The sequence below is a fragment of the Natronorubrum aibiense genome, from assembly GCF_009392895.1.
Taxonomy (GTDB): Archaea; Halobacteriota; Halobacteria; order Halobacteriales; family Natrialbaceae; genus Natronorubrum; species Natronorubrum aibiense.
In genome coordinates, this window is record NZ_CP045489.1 from 220,811 (window position 1) to 239,515 (window position 18,705).

The window sequence follows — 18,705 nt, forward strand, 5'->3', positions numbered from 1 at the left end:
GGACAGTCACCTGAGATAAGATTATGAACCTCAGCAAAGGGTATCTTCTTACTCTCGTCGCCGTCTTCCTCACATTATCGATTTTGCTTGTTGAGCCATTTCTTCAGTACGTTCTTGGGGCCATACTCCTCGCGTACGCGCTCTATCCACTTCAAGTCCGTCTCGAAAAGTATACGTCATCGATGATTGCCGCACTCTCCCTCGTGATTTTGACTGTCATCGGATTTGTCACCCCCTTCATGTTGATTATCGCGTCCATCATGGGCAATACAACGCGTATTCTCCAAAACCTTGAAATTGAATCGAATCCAATTGAAGAAATTGAATCTCTTATTGAGGGATACACTGGACAAGAGATTGATATTGTCGGGGAAATTGCCGGCTCAACACAGGAGATCAGAACAGTCGTATTCGAGCAGTCAACCGACGCGTTCAATTCGGTTACTCATTTCGTCATTGGAATTACGTTAGGACTCTTTATTATGTATTACTTGCTCAAAGAGGGAGACAAACTCATCGACTGGCTCTATCAAACAGTCCCTCTCCCAATAGACATCCAGCGTAACCTCTATGATGACATTAGCGACATGATGTGGGCCGTCCTCTTCGGGCACGTCTTTGTCGCCATAGTCCAGGGGGGCGTCGCTGGGCTTGGATTCTTTGCGACTGGTATCCCCAACGCAACGTTCTGGACGATCATCATGATGGTTCTTGCAATGGTTCCGCTAGTAGGTGCGATTCCCATCTGGGGGGGTGCTGTAGTCTATTTATTCCTTTTGAATAAGCCGTTACTCGCTATCGCGCTATTTGCCTACAGCGTCATCGTGGTCGGACTTACCGACGACTACCTTCGTCCGTTTGCTGTTGAGCGGTATGCCGAACTCAATCCCGCCGTTATCCTCCTCGGAATCCTTGGTGGCGCGTATACATTTGGGATTATGGGTCTATTCTTCGGCCCTATTATTCTCGGCGGATTGAAAGCAACTCTGCATGTCGTTTCCAATAGTTGGGACCGACTTGGCGAAGGGTGGTAGTCAGAGATGACTTCGCCGTCGACTTTGATTTTTGTCTCGTCGATCGCTATCTCTTGCCGATCTCGAGTCTCGAACACAACAGATACCGAAGCCGATGGAATCATTGTTTGATCGCCTTGTGTGACCGATCCCAAAGAATTCGATTCGTCGGTAAGGGTCCAGTTTGATACAGAAACACTGTGAGTACACGCTGTTCCGACGGCGTGTCTTCAGTAGAGAACACTTCTTGCTCGCGCGCTGGTTCTACAGAGATTCGAGGCGAGTGCCTCAAGACTTGACTCCGAGAGCGAAGCCGACACGAACCTTTACCAACCACGTCACCGTCCATTGATTCAACGGATGTAGTAGGTGTTAAAGACCTTAACGCGAAGCGTCCCTCTGAAGGGAATGCGCCAGCTCTCAAAATACCGCGACACCGGGTTGCGGTTGCGACGGGTGGTGTCAGGCCTTGTGGACAGGTTGACCGCATTCCTCGTCGTCCGTTCGAGGCAATCAGGCCGAGGGGCGGCAGGAAGTGTTCATCCCAAATCTGCGGGAAGCCTCGGGGCTTGGCCCCGAGGCGGTTGAGCATCCTTTGTGTACCATTTTCCCTAGCTCGGCCTTACACTATGGTTGAGATGGCTCTATCTATGGAGTGAGCAACTAATGACAGAGTCGTAGGTGTGGTCAATCTGTACTCTTAACTGTAATGACGGGGACTGGAACCGAGCGGACAACCTTCTCAGCAAGACTTCCAAGTAGTATACGTTCAGTCCCGCGCTTTCCTGTTGTTCCCATCACAACAGTATCGATATCATGTGACTCAATATACTCGAGAATTACATTAATAGGCGTTCCATGTTCAACGTGGTGCACGATATTTGTGATCCCGTATGTCTCTGCCTCTGAGGCGAGATTGTCAACGGCCTTGCTTGCCGCTTGTTCTCCAGTTTGATCAGATGACGTTGACAAGAGACCCAAACCATGCGGAACATCGTTCACTACGGATAGAATATGAACGGTTGAATCGAGGGTCGCTGCCAATGAGAGCCCATGGTTGGCAGCACGGGTTACTGCAGGACTTCCATCCGTTAGAATGAGAATATTTTTATATGGGAATGTAACTTGTTCGTCAGGTTGCATCCTCACTGAGAGAACTGGGACAGAAGAGAGTCGAACCACTTTCTCAGATGTACTCCCGAGGAGATATCGTGACAACCCCTCTCGGCCGTGAGTTGGCATCACGATTAGATCATATCCGTAATGCTCGGCGTATTCGACTATCTGCGGGGCTGGATTACCTTGAACAACGTCGGTGTCATACGAGACACCGAGTGTATCCAAGGTTTTTGCTGCCTCTTTGACGATATCATCTCCTTTTTTAACAAGTGCATCAACAACTTCATCGCCAACGACTGTGACACTATCACGAGTTGTATCTGCAACAAAGAGAATATGGATAGTGGCATCCAGTCGATGCGCAATTTCGCTGGTATGATGAAGTGCTTCTGCTGCTCCCTCACTATTATCAAATGGGAGAAGAATGTCCTCGTACATACTCACTGCAAAGAATACTATGGGAGTCTCTAAGGTCTTTTCCCTCTCTCCACTTAGAGAGCTATCTCCGATGGATAGATGACCGACCTCTCACTCGCGGCTACATGATCTCGAGCGACTGTTTGGTTCGCTTTTGCGGTCGCTGGTTCCGAAGTTTCATGTACGATCCAATCACGCTGCCGTCGAAGTCGACCCCATCGACGACGCTTGCCTCGTCGAGGATGCTGTTCTGGACGGACGCATCGAGTTTAAAAGTGGCCCCACAGACATGTTTTCTCTTTCACGATATATTAGAAATGTCGTTTAGGTCGAACAATTGGAGATCGTCACGCTCGGACACGGCTTCCTGTACTGATTGTGTTACTCCACTCCGTGTAAAAAATGCATATTCCGTGTCAACTTCGCCAGTATCCGGCGTCCAGCGAATCTCCGACGCATGATCTTCGAGTGAGGCGAGCGCACTGTAGTCAAGCGGCGCGCTAGTGAACTTGCATTCTCCCACGACCATTGTCCCGTCTGTGGTAAACCCGACAACATCGACCTCGTGTTCCTTGTACCACCAGCGGCCGATATCGAGGAACAACTTCTCTGGATACAGATTCGGGAGGGCATCCTGGCAAAGCGTTTCGAACTCTTGACTGACGAAATCAGGGAGTTCTGGTTCGATAACTGCGTCGTAGGCATCCTCACCTAGACGTTCGTATCGATCTTCTTTGCCGTAAACGAAGCGGAACCAGAATCGAAAGAGGGGATCCAAGATTCGATATCGTCCGCGGCGTGACTTCGCTTTCTCCTCGGTGATCGGAACTTCCCGTTCAATGAGCCGCAATCGTTCTAACTTCTGGGTGTACGTCGAGATTTGCTTCCCGTCAATTCCCACCGTTTGGGCAATCTCGTTTGATGTCGTCTTCCCCGCGGCTATTGCGGTGAGGATCGCAAAGTACCGATTTGGGTCTGTGAGTTCGGTTCGGAGGACGTATTCTGGTTCGTTGTGGAGGTACCCTTTCTGAGAGAGCACTTCCTTCGTGAGGACTGTGCCGAGGTCCTGGTTGAGATCGATACCGTCAAGATAGTATGGTACACCACCAAAAATACCCCACGCGAAAACACGCTCTTCAGGGGAGTAATCGCCTGGAAGGAACTCTTGTGCAGCGGCGAAGTCGAGTGGCCGGAGATCAAGTTTCTCGGTGAAGCGCCCGTACAGGGGACTGTTCCCAAGAAGCGTCGCTTCTTCCATCATGCTGATTGACGAGCCAACCAGAATGAGGGTTCCCGATGTATTTTGGAATCGCTGATCCCATAATCGCTGGATGGCCGAGGGAAGGCTCGCGTCGGCATCGATCAAGTAGGGAAATTCGTCGAGGACGATGATTCCGTCTTGGTCACCAAGATATCCCAGAAGCGCTTCCCAGTTTTGCTTGATATCCGTAATTCCTGGAAACGTGTCGGCAGCGACGTCGACAAACTCGTCGAGTTGTATCTGTGAAGTGGTTTCCGTAGCCTGATAGACGACGGCATCGTCGCGCTCGGCAAGGGAGTGCTGGACGAGTTGTGTTTTCCCAAGGCGCCGTCGGCCGAAAATAACAACCATCTCAGCATCGTCGGAATCGTAGCACCTGCGGAGCCGTGAAAGCTCATTTTCCCGGTTGACGAAGCGCACCATATCTGTACATTATCCCACCAGAAGATAACACTTCCGAGTAGCCTATTCTAAAATAGGCTATTTCAAAATAGGCTATTTTAAAGCTGTCTACAAGGACCTCTCTGTATTCTTGGAATCGCTGTACTGAAGCGGGTGACTCGAGTCCGTTCACCCACGCACGTCGTCAATCGAATCAGAGACGGCCTTCATTTTGACGTCGGCGTAGGCCTCGTGGGTGGTCTCGATCGAGTTGTGTCGTAACGGTTCCTGAGCCTTTTCGGACATCCTGCTGGTTAGAGGTCGCGCCCGAGTGCCCGGCGAGCGCCGTGCAAGGTGAGATAGTCGTACTCGCACGGACAGAAGTAGTAACCACTCAGAATTTCTCGGTTGACTCGACGGAAACTACCGATTCTCTCGTCGTAGCTGTTCAGTTGCAATTATGCAAATACATGGTAACTGCATTATTATATTCGGATTACAGTCAATAACAGAATACTCACTTCGAATCTGCTAAGTCACGTCATGGTAGACGATCAATCGAACCGCGACGGGCTGAAGCGGAGAGGCTACCTCAAAGGGGTCGTGGGAACTGGACTCGGCATCGGCATACTAAGCATGTCGACTGCCACCACGCACGCGAGCGATGACGAGAACGATACCGAGGACGACGCCGAGAACAAGGGTAATACGCATAATGTTGATGGCGACAGCGTATACTTGGTCTTCGGTGCCGATACGTCCGAGGACGATCTCGACGCGTGGGTCGCCGAACACAAAGACGAGATCACCGAGGGATCGAGAGACTCCATCACACAAGTTGTTCAATATCATGATGTCTCCCAGCTTAACGTCAATCAGCAGGCTACCGCCGTCAGTATCGCTATTGATGACGGAGAGGCGACGGCAATTCAGCAGGCCAACCAGAATAACAACAATACCCAAAAGGGACACGCTGAGTCGATAAACATCTCAGAAACAGAGAACAGTGAGACGTTCAACGACGTCAGCAACGTGTACATTGTCTTCGCCGAGGAGACCGGATACCGAGAATTCAACGGCTGGGTCGTGAGGGACGAGACCTACCAAAGCGAGCAGTCTGCCCAGGTGACGATTGAGCAGTCTCAGACGGTCAATCAGTTGAACTACAGCAGCCAGAGCGCTGCCGTCGCCATCGCTGAAGGTGGCAGCGACGCCGAGGCCTACCAGCAGAGTGCGCAGACGAACGAGAACTACCAGCACGCCGAGGCAGCCGCGGTGAATGTCAGTAGTAACGAGAAGGAGACAGGTGACGGTCAGGAGGCACTGGAATCGGTTGAACAGTGGCAGGAAGTGGCCCAACTCAACGTCAGTGAGCAGGGCGTCGCGATCGCGATCGCCGTCGGTAGTGGCAGCGTTGCGGAGGCGTGCCAAGTAAGTGCACAGTGTAATCTCAACGAGCAGGTCGCTGACGCGACCGCGATCAACTTTGAATGGACGTCCGCCGACGAAGTCGTCGCTAACGCGGACATGGTCGGCGAATTCTCAGACGAGGAGATGAACCGCACTGATGATGGTTCGTCTCAATCGAACACCCAGGAAGAATCCGCTAATATCACGCAGGTTCAGAGCGTCGGACAAGAGAACATCAGCTTACAGAACGCCGCGATCGCCGTCGGAACCGACGATAGCACCGCAACAGCTCGACAGGAGAGCTATCAGGCAAACTTGAATGCACAGGTCGCATCCGTGGAAGCGCTGAACGTCCAAGATTCTCACTGCAGCGCGACCGTAGTGGTGAGCGGAAAGGACACGAACGGCGACAAATCGTGGGCTATCGCCTACGAGAATGGCGACAATGAGACCGCACAGCAGATGGCTACCGCTGAAATCAACCAACTACAGTTCATTGAACAACTGAACGTCAACGAACAAAACGGCGCGATTGCGTACGCCGCTAACAGCGACGATGCGGTGGCCGAGCAGCTAAATTACCAGTTGAACAAGAACGTACAGGTAGCGGAAACAAGCGCTGTCAATGAAGGTGAAGGTGGAGGTAAGAAGGACAAGGGGAAAAAGAAAAAGAAGGTGAGAAAGTGCTCTATTGAAAATGCGGTACGGCGCTAAGATCATAGCTTCTTAGCGGTCTTTTTGATGTAATGGAAAGTGAACACGAGGACGATCTCCCGGAACTGGCGGTACCAGAACCGCGAATGCAGGGCGAGGCTTGCATTCGCAGTTTTGCAATCTCTTTCGCTTGATCGGCCGTCTCGCCGGTTTCAGCGATCGATTCGTTGACCTCATGGATTTGGCTGGCGATCTTCTTGCGGTTGCGCTCGGCACGGCTCTGTTCCTGCTGGAGATCGTCGATACGCTCCTCGAGGCGTCACACTGGAACAATGTTGACTCCAACCTCGAGGACTCCGGCAATGATGAAGCAGATGGACGCACTCACAATACCATTGAAACACGAGAGCCTGACGCTGTATGGTGATTCACCAAAACCAATAATATTATTATCAGCTACTGTCAATGGTCATCATCGTGGCTGCCATCCCCGCCTTCACTACTTTCGTGTCCACCGTGCCCGCTGTCACCACCGCTTCGAACCATCTCATTCAGTTCGCGGATCTTCTCGTGAGTACCGTCGGGTAATTCAGACTGCGGCTCGGCCATTCCAGGCTGGTCGTCGAGCTGGGGATCACCGACGACAACGCACCCGAGCATCCCTGTGTTTTCGTGTGGGCGACAGTAATAGTCATAGACTCCTTCAGTTTCGAATGTGTGTTCAAAGGTTGCCCCTTGGTCGTCGATTTCCCCGCTATCCCATGCCTTAGCGTCATCAGGAATCCTCTGGGGCTTGTCGTTCGCCGGTGCATAAGCGGTCGTCGTATGAGAACCGCTCTCGAGCGTCCACGTGATCGTCTCTCCAAGTTCGATTTCAGCGACATGGGGCTCGAAGTGAGTTCCAGAGTCATTCGTCACCATTGTCACTTCGGCTACACTCTCAGACGTACTATCCGTTTCATTGCTCTCATTGTCGAGATCCTCGCTCGAGTTAGTAGCCCCCTCATCCGAGTTGGCATCGTTCTCTGATTGGTCGTCTTCGGTCAGACAACCGGCAAGTCCAGTTACAATTGCACCACTAGCTATCCCAAGTACGTGCCGCCGATATGGTTGATCGCTCATTGTGATTGCTAAATTGGCGATTCGTCTCCTTTCCTTATCAAGCAGAGTAGGGCGCTAAAACCTCGCGCTTCAGCGCGGGGATACAGCGCCCGCACGTAGTTTTAAGAGGTTCTACGGCGGACTGAATGCTATCCGAGGCGGTCTATCCGCCCTATCCCAATGAGACAGTATCGGGATTCGCCCTTTCGTCGTGGAAGGCACCCCTTCCATTAGACGAACAGGGTGCAGGAAGCACAAGATAACTCCGAATCCCCGTCTTCTCAACGGTGGATAGGGGTAACGGTAGCGTGGCACTGCCAGCATTCCCTCGGGGATGTGAAACCGTAAATCTCCCAACTCAGCAAGCTTCGGCTTGTGGGAAGCTCCGCCGTTTACGGCGGAGAGGATGTCACTCGGCATATAATGTCAAACTCGTTGGTTTACTTCGACTGTTCGAGCCTGTCGTGGCGGGCTTCGAACTCTTCGTCAGTGAGATCGCCGCGAGCGTATGCCTGGCGATCTGGAGGAGCGTCGAGGGACGGTACCAGCTCCACCAGTCGAGGTACGCCACTCCGAACAGACTTCCAACGTAGACGATCCATGCTGTCCAGCCGAGCCAGAACGTCCAGTTGCGGGTGCCGTGGGTCCAGAACCGGACTGACTGGCTCCGGATACTCACGAGAAGTCCACCGAGCAGTATCCCTCCGGACAGGAGTCCAAGGCCAAACAGCGATGTCTTGATGACGGGCATGGGTGAGATTGTGGGTTACGCAGGCAGGGAGAGATCTACATTCCCTAGTCTGCGGGCGTTAATCGCGACGATGATCGTCGACAGCGACATAAACACGGCGCCGATCGCCGGCGACAGGAGGATACCGATGGGTGCGAGAATCCCCGCCGCAAGCGGGAGCGCGAATACGTTGTAGCCGGTCGCCCAGACAAGATTTTCCTGCATCTTCCGGTAGCTCGCCTTCGACAGTCGGATGAGCCGCACCACATCCACCGGGTTGTTGTCGACGAGGATGATATCGCCCGATTCGATGGCGACGTCGGTCCCCGATCCGATGGCGATACCGACGTCAGCTCTCGTGAGCGCCGGCGCGTCGTTGACACCGTCGCCGACCATCGCGACGAATTTCCCTTCCGACTGGAGCCGTTCGACCTTCGTGTCCTTCTCCTCGGGCAGCACCTCCGCGAAGTACTGGTCAATACCGAGTTCCTCGGACACAGCCCTCGCGACATCCTCGCTGTCGCCAGTGAGCATTGCCACTTCGATGCCCATCCCGTGCAGCGCCTCGATAGCCTGCCGGCTTTCTTCCCGAATGACGTCTGCCAGCGCGAACGCTGCGGCGATCTCGGATTCATCGTGGACCAGGTAGATGATCGTCTGTGCGTTCGAGCCGGCTTCCTCAGCGAAGGCAGCGATATCGTCAGGTCGTTCGATGCCGAGTTTCTCGATCAGGTTGGGGCCACCCAGATGAACCGTCTTGCCATCGACGGTGGCTCTGACACCGAGACCGCGAAGGTTCTCGAAGTTCGAGACGCTCGCTCGCTGCACCTCCCGTTCCTCAGCAGCATCCCGGATGGCGCGAGCGATCATATGTTCGGAGTCGCCCTCGACACCAGCGGCGATTTCGAACACGCGCTCTTCACTCCAGTCGCCTGCCGTCTCGACGTCGACGACGCCCTGTTCGCCCTTCGTGAGCGTGCCCGTCTTGTCGAACATCACCGTATCGAGGTTACGAGATTCCTCCATGGCTATGCGGTCGCGGATGAGCATCCCGTTCTGGGCAGCGGTCGAGGTGTTGATTGCGACAACGAGCGGGACGGCCAGGCCAAGTGCGTGGGGACACGCGATGACGAGAACCGTGACCACGCGTTCGAGAACACCGATGTTGAACCCGACTGCGACGATCCACGCGACGGCCGTAATGCCCGCAACGGCGAGTGCGACGTAGAACAGCCACCCTGCTGCGCGGTCCGCCAGGAGCTGCGTGCGGGATTTGGACTGCCGGGCTTCATCAACGAGCCGCATGATGCCTGCCAACGTCGTCTCCTCGCCCGTCTTAGTGATTCTGATGCGGAGGCTCCCGTCCTGGTTGACCGTCCCGGCGACCACTTCTGAGCCGGGTTCTTTGCCCACGGACCTGGACTCGCCGGTGATCATCGATTCGTCGACGGACGACTCGCCCTCGGCGACCTCGCCGTCGGCGGGAACCGAAGCACCGGGACGAACGAGTACGACGTCGTCCTCAGAGAGTTCGTCGACTGGCACTTCCTCGGTATCCCCACTCTCGGTGACGCGCTCGGCGGTGTCGGGCATGAGCTTCGCCAGTTCGTCGAGCGCACCGGAGGCCTGTCGGACCGAGCGCATCTCCATCCAGTGGCCCAGCAGCATGATGTCGATCAGCGTGACCAGTTCCCAGAAGAACGGCGTCGTCCCTTCGAGAAACAGGCTCGCGATCGAGTAGACGAACGCAACGGTGATCGCCAGCGAGATCAGCATCATCATCCCTGGCTCACGGTTCTCGAGTTCCGTCCGGGCCATCGAGAGGAACGGCACGCCACCGTACGCGAAGATCACGACTGAGAGGACGGGTGTGATCCAGACGCTTCCAGGGAACGACGGCGCCGTGTAGCCGAAGACATCCTGAATGAACTCGCTGAAGAAGATGACCGGCACCGAGAGCACGAGCGACACCCAGAACCGCCGCCGGAACATCTGCTCGTGGCCCGTGTGGTCCGTGTGGGCGGCGTGATCTTCGTGCCTTCCCTCGTGGACGTCCGCGCCTTGGTCGTGTGCATCGTGATCGTGTTCGCCCTCTCCAGTATGGGCGTGGCTGTGTCCGGGCTCGGCTTCGGGATTGTGGTGTGCGTGTTCGTCGGTGCTTCCGGGTTCCGTGGTAGTCTCGCCCGTCCGGTCGTGGTTCGTGTGCTCGGAAGAGTGGGGAGGCTCCGTGGTAGATGAGGGATCTGTCGCTCGCCTCCTTCCATCTGCTTCTAACTGGCAAATACGGCAGCAGTAGACGGGTCTCTCGGAATTAGTTTCCGACGAAGCGTCCCGTGTACGCTCGTGGTCTATGTGGTTGCTCATGGGTTGGGTGTTGGTGCCATTCCCCCATTATTCTGTCCGGGACCTGATACTGCGCGGGACGATCAGGGCAGGCGGACTCGGAAGAGAACGACGAGGTGGTTGTCCGCGAACGTTCTGGGTGCTCTCAGGCGTGGGCTGTGTATCCAGCGTCTTCGACGGCTTGCACGAGGGCCGTGACGTCGGCGTCACCATCGACACTCGCCTGTTCGGCCTCACGATCGGCGGTGGCGTCAGTCACACTAGACACGCCTTGAAGTGCCTCTTCGACTGTCTGTTCACAATGGCCGCAGGTCATTCCCGCGACGGTGATCGTTTGACTCATTCCAGTGAGAGATACGGACGGCTCCTCTTTGTCGTTTGCTGCTTCGATACTGCTGTTCGAACGGCCGTAAAACGACGCATTCCAAAGTATCTGCTGGGGAATCGTATTGTATCCTGGATCCCTATCGCCTAGTATGCGGGACTTGGACGAAACCGACATGGAGATTCTCTCACAGTTAGCCGAGAACGCCCGTCGCCCGTTCAGCGCGATCGGCGAGGAAGTTGGCCTCTCGGGGCCAGCGGTTTCAGATCGCGTCACACGGCTCCAAGAGACCGGGGTCATCAACCACTTCACTATCGATGTCGACCGTACCAAACTCAGAGCTGGTGTGCCGGTACTTGTCCAGCTAGATAACCCATCTGAGTCATTCGACGCGGTTCGTGAGCGGGTCAGGAATGATGACGCCGTCGAACACATGTTCATTACGTCCGAGGGAGACCTCTGGTTCTACGGACGTGCAGAAGCACAGAACGTCCGGGTGTGGGTGAACACACTTCTGGATGGCGCTGACTCGGTTGATTACACAGTCACGTTAGTCGACGAAGTCGAGTGGACGCCATCGATCGACGGCGTCGAGTTCGCACTCACGTGTGCCGAGTGCAGTAATACTGTGGATTCTGAGGGGGAGACGAGTCGTATTGGCGGAGAACTCTATCATTTCTGTTGTCCATCGTGTCAGAGTCGATTCAAAGATCGACACCAACGTCTCGAAGAGGGCGTGTAGCGCTGACGTTGGTTTGGAACCGAAAGTAAACGCCGTTGATTACCCTCACTATCCAAGTAGAAACTCACCTAACGGAGTAGCCCCTATAGTATGATAATGGAAACACGCACAGCACATCTCGACATCACAGGGATGACCTGTGCCAACTGCTCGGGGACAGTTAGCGACGCCCTGGAGTCACTCGACGGCGTCATCGAGGCGAACGCCAATTTCGCCACGGATGAGGGCTCCGTCGAGTACAACCCTGACGAGGTATCGCTTGCAGAGATTTACGAGACGATCGAGGACGCCGGCTACGGTGCGGTGTCTGACACGGTGACCATAGGCATCTCCGACATGACCTGTGCCAACTGTGTACAGACGAACGAGACCGCGCTCGAGAACACGCCGGGTGTTATCGCGGCCGAGGCAAACTTCGCCACCGACGAAGCGCAGGTCAGGTACAACCCTGCGGACACGTCCCTCGACGCGCTCTACGACGCTATCGAGGACGCTGGTTACTCGCCGGTCCGTGAAGACAGCGACAGCGGTGAATCGGGTGAAGATGCTCGGGACGCTGCACGACAGGGAGAGATTCGAAAACAGCTTCGACTGACGCTGTTCGGAGCCGCGCTGTCGGCCCCGATGCTGTTTTTCCTCGCAGAGAAGTTTCTGCTCGGCGGGGGAATTCTCCCGGAGACGGTCTTCGGCGTCGAATTTGGGTGGGTTGAGTTCCTGCTGGCGACACCCGTTCAGGCCGTGCTTGGCTGGCCGTTCTACAAGAACTCCTACAACGCGCTGGTCAACAACAGGCGCGCCAACATGGACGTTCTCATCGCACTGGGTTCGTCCACTGCGTATTTTTACTCCGTTGCAGTACTTGCCGGACTGATCGCGGGAAGCTTGTACTTCGACACTGCCGCGCTCATCCTGGTGTTCATCACCCTTGGGAACTACCTCGAAGCCCGCTCGAAAGGGCAGGCAGGCGACGCCCTTCGGAAGCTCCTCGAAATGGAGGCCGAGACGGCCACCGTTGTCGACGAGGACGGTACCGAAGTGGAAGTGCCACTCGAAGATGTCACAGTCGGCGACCGCATGAAGGTCCGTCCAGGCGAGCAGATCCCGACCGACGGCGTCGTCATCGACGGCCAGAGCGCCGTTGACGAGTCGATGGTCACCGGCGAGTCGGTCCCCGTCGAAAAAGGCGAGGGCGACGAGGTTGTTGGCTCAACGATCAACGAGAACGGTGTGCTCGTCGTCGAGGCGACGAAGGTCGGAAAGGACACCGCCCTCCAGCAGATCGTTCAGACAGTCAAGGAGGCCCAGTCCCGCCAGCCAGACATCCAGAACCTCGCCGACCGCATCTCGGCGTACTTCGTCCCAGCAGTCATCGCGAACGCGTTGCTGTGGGGCACTGTGTGGTTCCTCTTCCCCGAAGCACTCGCCGGATTCGTCGACTGGCTCCCGCTCTGGGGAGCGGTCGCTGGCGGACCAGCCGTGGCTGGTGGCACTGTCTCAGTCTTCGAGTTCGCGCTCATCGTCTTCGCGTCGTCCGTGTTGATCGCCTGTCCCTGTGCGCTGGGGTTAGCGACGCCTGCTGCAACGATGGTTGGGACGACGATCGGTGCCCAGAACGGCGTCCTGTTCAAGGGCGGTGACATCCTCGAACGGGCGAAAGACGTCGACACGGTCGTCTTCGACAAGACGGGTACGCTGACGAAAGGCGAGATGGAACTGACCGACGTCGTCGTCTTCGATGGCGACAGACAGTCTATCACAGACGGCGGCGACACCGCTGCCGATGGCGGCCAACTAACCGCACGTGACCGCCTCAACGAAAACGACGTGTTGCGGCTCGCGGCCACGGCCGAGAGCGGGAGCGAACACCCGCTCGCCCGGGCCATCGTCGACGGAGCCAGAGACCGCGGCATCGACGTGAGCGACCCCGACAACTTCGAGAATGTCCCTGGCCACGGTATCAAAGCGACCGTCGGCGAGAATGAGGTGCTGGTCGGAAACCGAAAGCTCCTCCGCGACAACGGGATCGACCCCTCGCCCGCTCAGGAGACGATGGAGCGCCTCGAGAACGAGGGGAAGACGGCGATGCTCGTCGCCTACGAGGGCGAACTCGTCGGTGTGGTCGCTGACGCCGACACGATCAAGGAAACTGCGACCGAGGCCGTGAGCCAACTGCAGGAGCGCGGCGTCGACGTGATGATGATCACCGGCGACAACGAGCGGACTGCTCGTGCCGTCGCCGAGCAGGTTGGGATCGACCCCGAGAATGTCCGCGCGGAGGTTCTTCCCGAGGACAAATCCGATGCCATCGAGGCCATTCAGGACGAAGGTCGCAAGGCGATGATGGTGGGCGACGGCGTCAACGACGCGCCCGCGCTCGCAGTCGCCCACGTCGGGACCGCCATCGGGAGCGGGACGGACGTCGCCATCGAAGCGGCGGACGTGACGCTGATGCGCGACGATCCACTAGACGTGGTGAAGGCCATTCGAATCTCGGACGCGACACTCCAGAAGATCAAGCAGAACCTCGTGTGGGCGCTTGGTTACAACACGGCGATGATCCCGTTGGCTTCACTCGGGCTGCTCCAGCCCGTCCTCGCAGCCGGCGCGATGGCCTTCTCGAGTGTGTCGGTGCTGTCGAACAGTCTACTGTTCCGTCGGTACACTCCAGATCACGATTACGAGCTCCTCGGCCGCCTTCGCTGAACATCACCTGCTCGACCCATGTCCAATATTTCTCGCCAAACAGTGCACGCGTATCTCGTCGAGATGGCCAGCTCCGAGCCGACGTACCTCCGTGCTCGGGAGATTGCCAATGATTTAGACGCATCACCGAAAGCTGTCGCACAGTATCTCAGTCAGCTCCAAGAGACCTCGTCGACGTATCGATCGAACAGCGGCCTGCTCATGGCGCTCTTGGGCGTGATAGTCGTGGTCCCCGGAGAGACTCGAAATACAGGAAATTAACCGAGAAGATATCGAGTCCAGGGATACCGTTCAACGAGCGGCACTCCACCGACCTCGTACTGTTCGATATACGCATCGAGCCCTAGTATCCGTCCAGCGCCGAACGCGGCGACAGAGAGGAACACGAGCATGTACGCGAAATCCCCGTTGATGTAGCCGTGTGCGACGTCCCAGTTGCCGAAGTAGAACATGAGCATCATAAACGCCCCCCAGAACGCAGCGAGCCGAGTGAGCACGCCGAATAACAATCCGAGGCCGATAAGCACCTCACCCCACGGCACTGCGACGTTCACGAAGTCAACGAACCACGGCGTGTTCCCCATCGCAACGAACAAATCTGCAAGCGGACTCCCGCTGTTCGGGACGGCCCCTGTTAGATAGCCGCCGGCACTAAAACTCCCCGAGAGAACCTTGTCAAGTCCACTCTGGAAAAACGCAATTCCCATCATCAACCGAAGCGCGAAGATAAACCAGACACTCAGCGTGTGTAGTCGACCGCTTGCGGTGAACCCCCCGATCGTACTTTCTAGCTGGACTTCGTGCGATGCCATATTATGGGCTGACTCTCGGACGACAAATAAACCCAGGCAGTACTTTGCCTCCTCAGTATCTCTAAATAGAGGCCAGCAGCCAGACACGTCACAAAGTCAGTTTCACCAGCAGCATTCTTCGTAGTGCTCGGAAAATGGCGATTCTCTGGAGAGAGGCGGCTACTCCTCGCTGAGTAATCGACGGAGCACCAGATGGAGGATGCCGCCATTTTCGACGTATCGAACGGCTGCAGGCGTCCCAACCTGTGCCGTGACTGGGAATTCGACGGTCGAGCCATCGGCACGTTCTGCGACGACGGTGAGATCGTCGTTCACGTTTAGGCCGTCGTCTAGGCCGTGAATCGCGATCCGTTCCGATCCATCGAGGTCGAGCGACTCCCACGAGTCATCGTCGACGAACTGGAGCGGCAAGACACCCATCCCGACGAGGTTGTCACGGAAGATGCGCTCGTAGCTCTCGGCGATCGTCGCACGGACACCCAGCAGATCCGTTCCCTTTGCCGCCCAGTCCCGGCTCGACCCTGTTCCAAGCTCCTCGCCGGCGAACACGACGAGGGGCGTGTCGTCCTCGCGATAGCGGCGGCTGGCTTCGAAGACCGTCGTCTGGTCGTCGGTTGGGTGATGGATCGTGTAGCCGCCTTCGACGTCGTCAAGCATCTGGTTCTCGATGCGAACGTTGGCGAAGGTGCCGCGCATCATCACCTCGTGGTTGCCCCGGCGAGCGCCGTACGTGTTGAACTCGTGGGGTTCGACGCCCTGTTCAACGAGCCACTCTCCGGCCGGTTGCTCACGGCTGAACGGCCCGGCTGGACTGATGTGATCGGTCGTGACCGTATCACCGAGCAGCATCAACGTACGGGCGTCTTCGACGTCTGCGACGCCCGGCTTCTCCAGCGGGAAATCCCTGAAGAACGGTGGCTCGCGGATGTACGTTGAGGAGTCGTCCCACTCGTAGACGTCACCGGTCGGTGCGTCGAGCGCCGCCCACCGCTCGTCACCTTCGAACACTTCGGCGTACTTCTCCTCGAACATCGAGGAATCGACACTGTCGTGGACCGCCGCGTGGATCTCGTCAGCGCCGGGCCAGATGTCAGAGAGGTAGACCAGATTGCCGTCGTCGTCGGTGCCGAGCGGATCGTGTTCGAGATCGATATCCATGCGCCCGGCGAGTCCGTAGGCGACCACGAGCGGCGGACTGGCGAGGTAGTTCGCTCGCACTTTCGGATGGATGCGTGCCTCGAAGTTGCGATTACCCGAGAGGACGCTCGTCGTCCAGAGGTCCTCGGCGTCGATCGCGCGCTCGATGGGTTCGGGGAGTGGCCCGGCGTTGCCGATACAGGTCGTACAGCCGTAGCCGACGACGTTGTAGCCGAGGTCTTCCAGATAGGGAAGCAGTCCCGAGGCTTCGAGGTATTCGGTGACGACGCGACTGCCCGGTGCGAGACTCGTTTTGACGTACGCCGGGACGTCGAGCCCTCGTTCGACAGCGTTGCGGGCGAGCAGCCCCGCCGCGAGCATCACGGACGGATTCGACGTGTTCGTACAACTGGTGATGGCGCTGACGACGACACTACCGTGTCCGATTTCGGTCGTTTCGCCGTTCACGTCGACTTCGACTCGTTCAGTGAGATCGCCGACGTCCGGCTCTGGAAGATCGGGGTCGGGTCGATCGTCGTCGGAACCGCTGCTCTCGCTGATCCATCGTGTGATCGCATCTTCGTCGATATCGTCGAGTTCGTCCTCGAATTCGCCGTGGACCAGTCCCCGGAAGTGCGTCTTCATGTCGCCCATCGGGACGCGATCCTGGGGGCGTTTCGGCCCGGCGAGGCTGGGAGTGATCGTCGAGAGGTCGAGTTCGACCGTCTCGGTGTACTCGGGGTTCTGTTCACCGAACAGCCCCTGTGCGTCGAGATATTCGCGAACGAGTTCGATGTGCTGCTCGTCGCGGCCCGTGAGTTCGAGGTACTCGAGCGTTGCTTCGTCGACGGGGAACATACTGATGGTTGAGCCCTGTTCGGGCGCCATGTTCGCGATGGTCGCCCTGTCTGGAACGGTGAGATTCGATACACCAGGGCCGAAGAATTCGACGAACCGATCGACGACGCCGACCTCCCGAAGCTGCTCAGTAACGTGAAGGACGAGGTCTGTTGCGGTCGCCCCCTCGGGAAGTTCCCCGGTGAGCCGGACCCCGACCACCTCGGGGAGTTTCATCGTGATCGGCTGGCCGAGCATCGCGGCTTCAGCTTCGATGCCGCCGACACCCCAGCCGACGACGCCGATACCGCCGATCATCGGCGTATGGCTGTCCGTCCCCACGAGCGTGTCCGGCAGGAGCCACTCTTCCCCATTCTGCTCGCGGGCGTGGACAACCCGCCCGAGGTACTCGAGGTTCACCTGGTGGACGATACCAGTCCCCGGCGGGACGACGCGGAAGTCGTCGAACGCCTGTTGGGCCCACTTGAGGGAACGGTACCGCTCGCCGTTGCGCTGGTACTCCAATTCGACGTTGCGCTCGTAGGCATCCTTGGAGCCAAAGTAGTCGACCTGCACGCTGTGGTCGATCACGAGGTCGCACGGGACTTCCGGCTCGACGATGGTTGGATCCGCACCCTTGCGATCGACCGCTGATCGGAGTGCTGCGAGGTCGACCACGGCAGGGACACCGGTGAGGTCCTGCAGGACGACTCGGGAGGGCGTGAATGGGAGTTCGACGTTTGGGACCTCGGGTTCCCACGAGGCGGCATTGCGAACGTCCTCGGCGGTTATCGTTTCCCCGTCGACGTTGCGGAGAACGGACTCGAGGAGAACGCGGATACTGACGGGGAGCTGGTCGAGTTCGCAGAGACCCTTGTCTTCGAGGACTGTGAGGTCGGCCATCTTGTAGGAAGTGCCGTCGAACTCGAATTCGCGGATTGCGTCGAAGGGAGACGGTTCGTTCATACCTTGTCCTACGGTGACGTGGCTCTTGAATCATCTCCCCCATGGATGGGGTGACGATGTGGACGGTCACTTCTATCAGTTGGAATGAGAACGTCAGTATACATAATTCGGTTGACAACTGATTCTGCTACGAACTCGTCCCCGGCGACTTCGGTTTTTCAGATGCCGACGATTCGATGCGGTCCTTGAAGAAGACGAGTTCCTTGGTCGTGTGATCGTAGAGTTTCGCCTTCCCATTGAGAGCGGTCGTGAACACCCATTTCAGCGCCCGTCCCCGTCGGTTATTCGGGAAGTCCATCCAGACGGTGTGTGACATCCGAGTCCCGTCTTCAGTCTCTTCGAGTCGAATGGTGCCTCCTTCGGGAATCCGAACGGTGACGAATCCTCGAAGGAGCGGGTAGTACGCCGTCCCCGTCCAGACCGCCACGTTGGGATGGTCAATATACTGGAATCGGCCATGCAGGTCGGCGTACATCCCGGCGACCTCTTCGGCCTGGTGGAACGTTGCGCCCTCTCGGGGACGGTTATCAGGCGTGTCGTATTCGAGCCCATAGTGTTCTTCGGGGTTCGACGCCGTCCAATGGACTGGGTCGGTTACGTACTCCCAGATCTCCTCGGACGATGCGTCGATGACGATTTCGGCTTTGTCGGTGACGTACATGGATTGGCTCCCTGATTTATCAAGCGGAGTAGGGCGCTAAAACCTCGCGCTTCAGCGCGGGGATACAGCGCCCGCACGTAGTTTTAAGAGGTT

General features: G+C 57.0%; 14 protein-coding genes and 1 pseudogene. 5 read left to right on the plus strand and 10 right to left on the minus strand.

The genetic code is table 11. The annotated features are described in order from the left end of the window. Positions 1-23: 23 nt before the first annotated feature. Positions 24-1,034: an AI-2E family transporter gene (locus GCU68_RS17615; RefSeq protein WP_152943906.1), complete on the plus strand. Its 1,011-nt coding sequence runs from the start codon at positions 24-26 to the stop codon at positions 1,032-1,034. 666 nt (positions 1,035-1,700) lie between these two features. Here GCU68_RS17615 and GCU68_RS17620 read toward each other — a convergent pair. The 3 genes and pseudogenes from GCU68_RS17620 to GCU68_RS21760 form a co-directional block, all read right to left on the minus strand. Next, the gene (locus GCU68_RS17620) at positions 1,701-2,570 is read right to left on the minus strand and encodes a universal stress protein (RefSeq protein ID WP_152943907.1); all 870 of its coding nucleotides are present in this window, start codon (positions 2,568-2,570) and stop codon (positions 1,701-1,703) included. 280 nt (positions 2,571-2,850) lie between these two features. Then, positions 2,851-4,233, minus strand: coding sequence for an ATP-binding protein (locus tag GCU68_RS17625; protein WP_152943908.1), 1,383 nt, complete (start codon positions 4,231-4,233; stop codon positions 2,851-2,853). Positions 4,234-4,380: 147 nt separating this feature from the next. Beyond that, a pseudogene (locus GCU68_RS21760) lies at positions 4,381-4,562 on the minus strand (tyrosine-type recombinase/integrase); the annotation flags it as partial. A 172-nt stretch (positions 4,563-4,734) separates the two neighbouring features. On the opposite strand from GCU68_RS21760, the gene GCU68_RS17635 reads away from it, so the two are divergent. Further along, positions 4,735-6,315 carry a serine-rich family protein gene (locus tag GCU68_RS17635; protein ID WP_152943909.1) on the plus strand — a complete coding sequence of 527 codons (1,581 nt, stop codon included), beginning with the start codon at positions 4,735-4,737 and terminating at the stop codon, positions 6,313-6,315. A gap of 100 nt (positions 6,316-6,415) precedes the next feature. After that, positions 6,416-6,682, plus strand: a complete 267-nt coding sequence (locus GCU68_RS17640; protein ID WP_152943910.1) for a hypothetical protein — start codon at positions 6,416-6,418, stop codon at positions 6,680-6,682. 35 nt (positions 6,683-6,717) lie between these two features. On the opposite strand, the gene GCU68_RS17645 is transcribed toward GCU68_RS17640, so the two are convergent. From GCU68_RS17645 to GCU68_RS21540, 4 genes are all read right to left on the minus strand, one after another. After that, positions 6,718-7,377 (minus strand): plastocyanin/azurin family copper-binding protein, encoded by a 660-nt coding sequence (locus tag GCU68_RS17645; protein WP_152943911.1) that lies wholly within the window; start codon positions 7,375-7,377, stop codon positions 6,718-6,720. A 388-nt stretch (positions 7,378-7,765) separates the two neighbouring features. Next, entirely contained in the window at positions 7,766-8,107 is a 342-nt protein-coding gene (locus tag GCU68_RS21535; protein WP_193565097.1) for a hypothetical protein, read from the minus strand. 15 nt (positions 8,108-8,122) lie between these two features. Further along, on the minus strand, positions 8,123-10,450 hold the full coding sequence (locus GCU68_RS17655; RefSeq protein ID WP_152943912.1) for a heavy metal translocating P-type ATPase: 2,328 nt from the start codon (positions 10,448-10,450) through the stop codon (positions 8,123-8,125). Between the two features lie 124 nt (positions 10,451-10,574). Continuing rightward, positions 10,575-10,772 carry a heavy-metal-associated domain-containing protein gene (locus GCU68_RS21540; RefSeq protein WP_193565098.1) on the minus strand — a complete coding sequence of 66 codons (198 nt, stop codon included), beginning with the start codon at positions 10,770-10,772 and terminating at the stop codon, positions 10,575-10,577. A gap of 133 nt (positions 10,773-10,905) precedes the next feature. Here GCU68_RS21540 and GCU68_RS17665 point away from each other — a divergent pair, with 133 nt between their 5' ends. Both GCU68_RS17665 and GCU68_RS17670 read left to right on the plus strand, forming a co-directional pair. Next, positions 10,906-11,496 (plus strand): AsnC family transcriptional regulator, encoded by a 591-nt coding sequence (locus GCU68_RS17665; protein WP_152943914.1) that lies wholly within the window; start codon positions 10,906-10,908, stop codon positions 11,494-11,496. A 96-nt stretch (positions 11,497-11,592) separates the two neighbouring features. Next, positions 11,593-14,199: a heavy metal translocating P-type ATPase gene (locus GCU68_RS17670; RefSeq protein ID WP_152943915.1), complete on the plus strand. Its 2,607-nt coding sequence runs from the start codon at positions 11,593-11,595 to the stop codon at positions 14,197-14,199. Positions 14,200-14,456: 257 nt separating this feature from the next. Here GCU68_RS17670 and GCU68_RS17675 read toward each other — a convergent pair whose 3' ends face one another. From GCU68_RS17675 to GCU68_RS17685, 3 genes are all read right to left on the minus strand, one after another. Then, the gene (locus GCU68_RS17675) at positions 14,457-15,011 is read right to left on the minus strand and encodes a DoxX family protein (RefSeq protein WP_152943916.1); all 555 of its coding nucleotides are present in this window, start codon (positions 15,009-15,011) and stop codon (positions 14,457-14,459) included. A 159-nt stretch (positions 15,012-15,170) separates the two neighbouring features. Next, positions 15,171-17,951, minus strand: a complete 2,781-nt coding sequence (gene acnA / locus GCU68_RS17680) for an aconitate hydratase AcnA (protein ID WP_152943917.1) — start codon at positions 17,949-17,951, stop codon at positions 15,171-15,173. 127 nt (positions 17,952-18,078) lie between these two features. Further along, complete coding sequence (locus GCU68_RS17685; RefSeq protein WP_152943918.1) at positions 18,079-18,612, minus strand: SRPBCC family protein; 534 nt, start codon at positions 18,610-18,612, stop codon at positions 18,079-18,081. Positions 18,613-18,705: the final 93 nt, after the last annotated feature.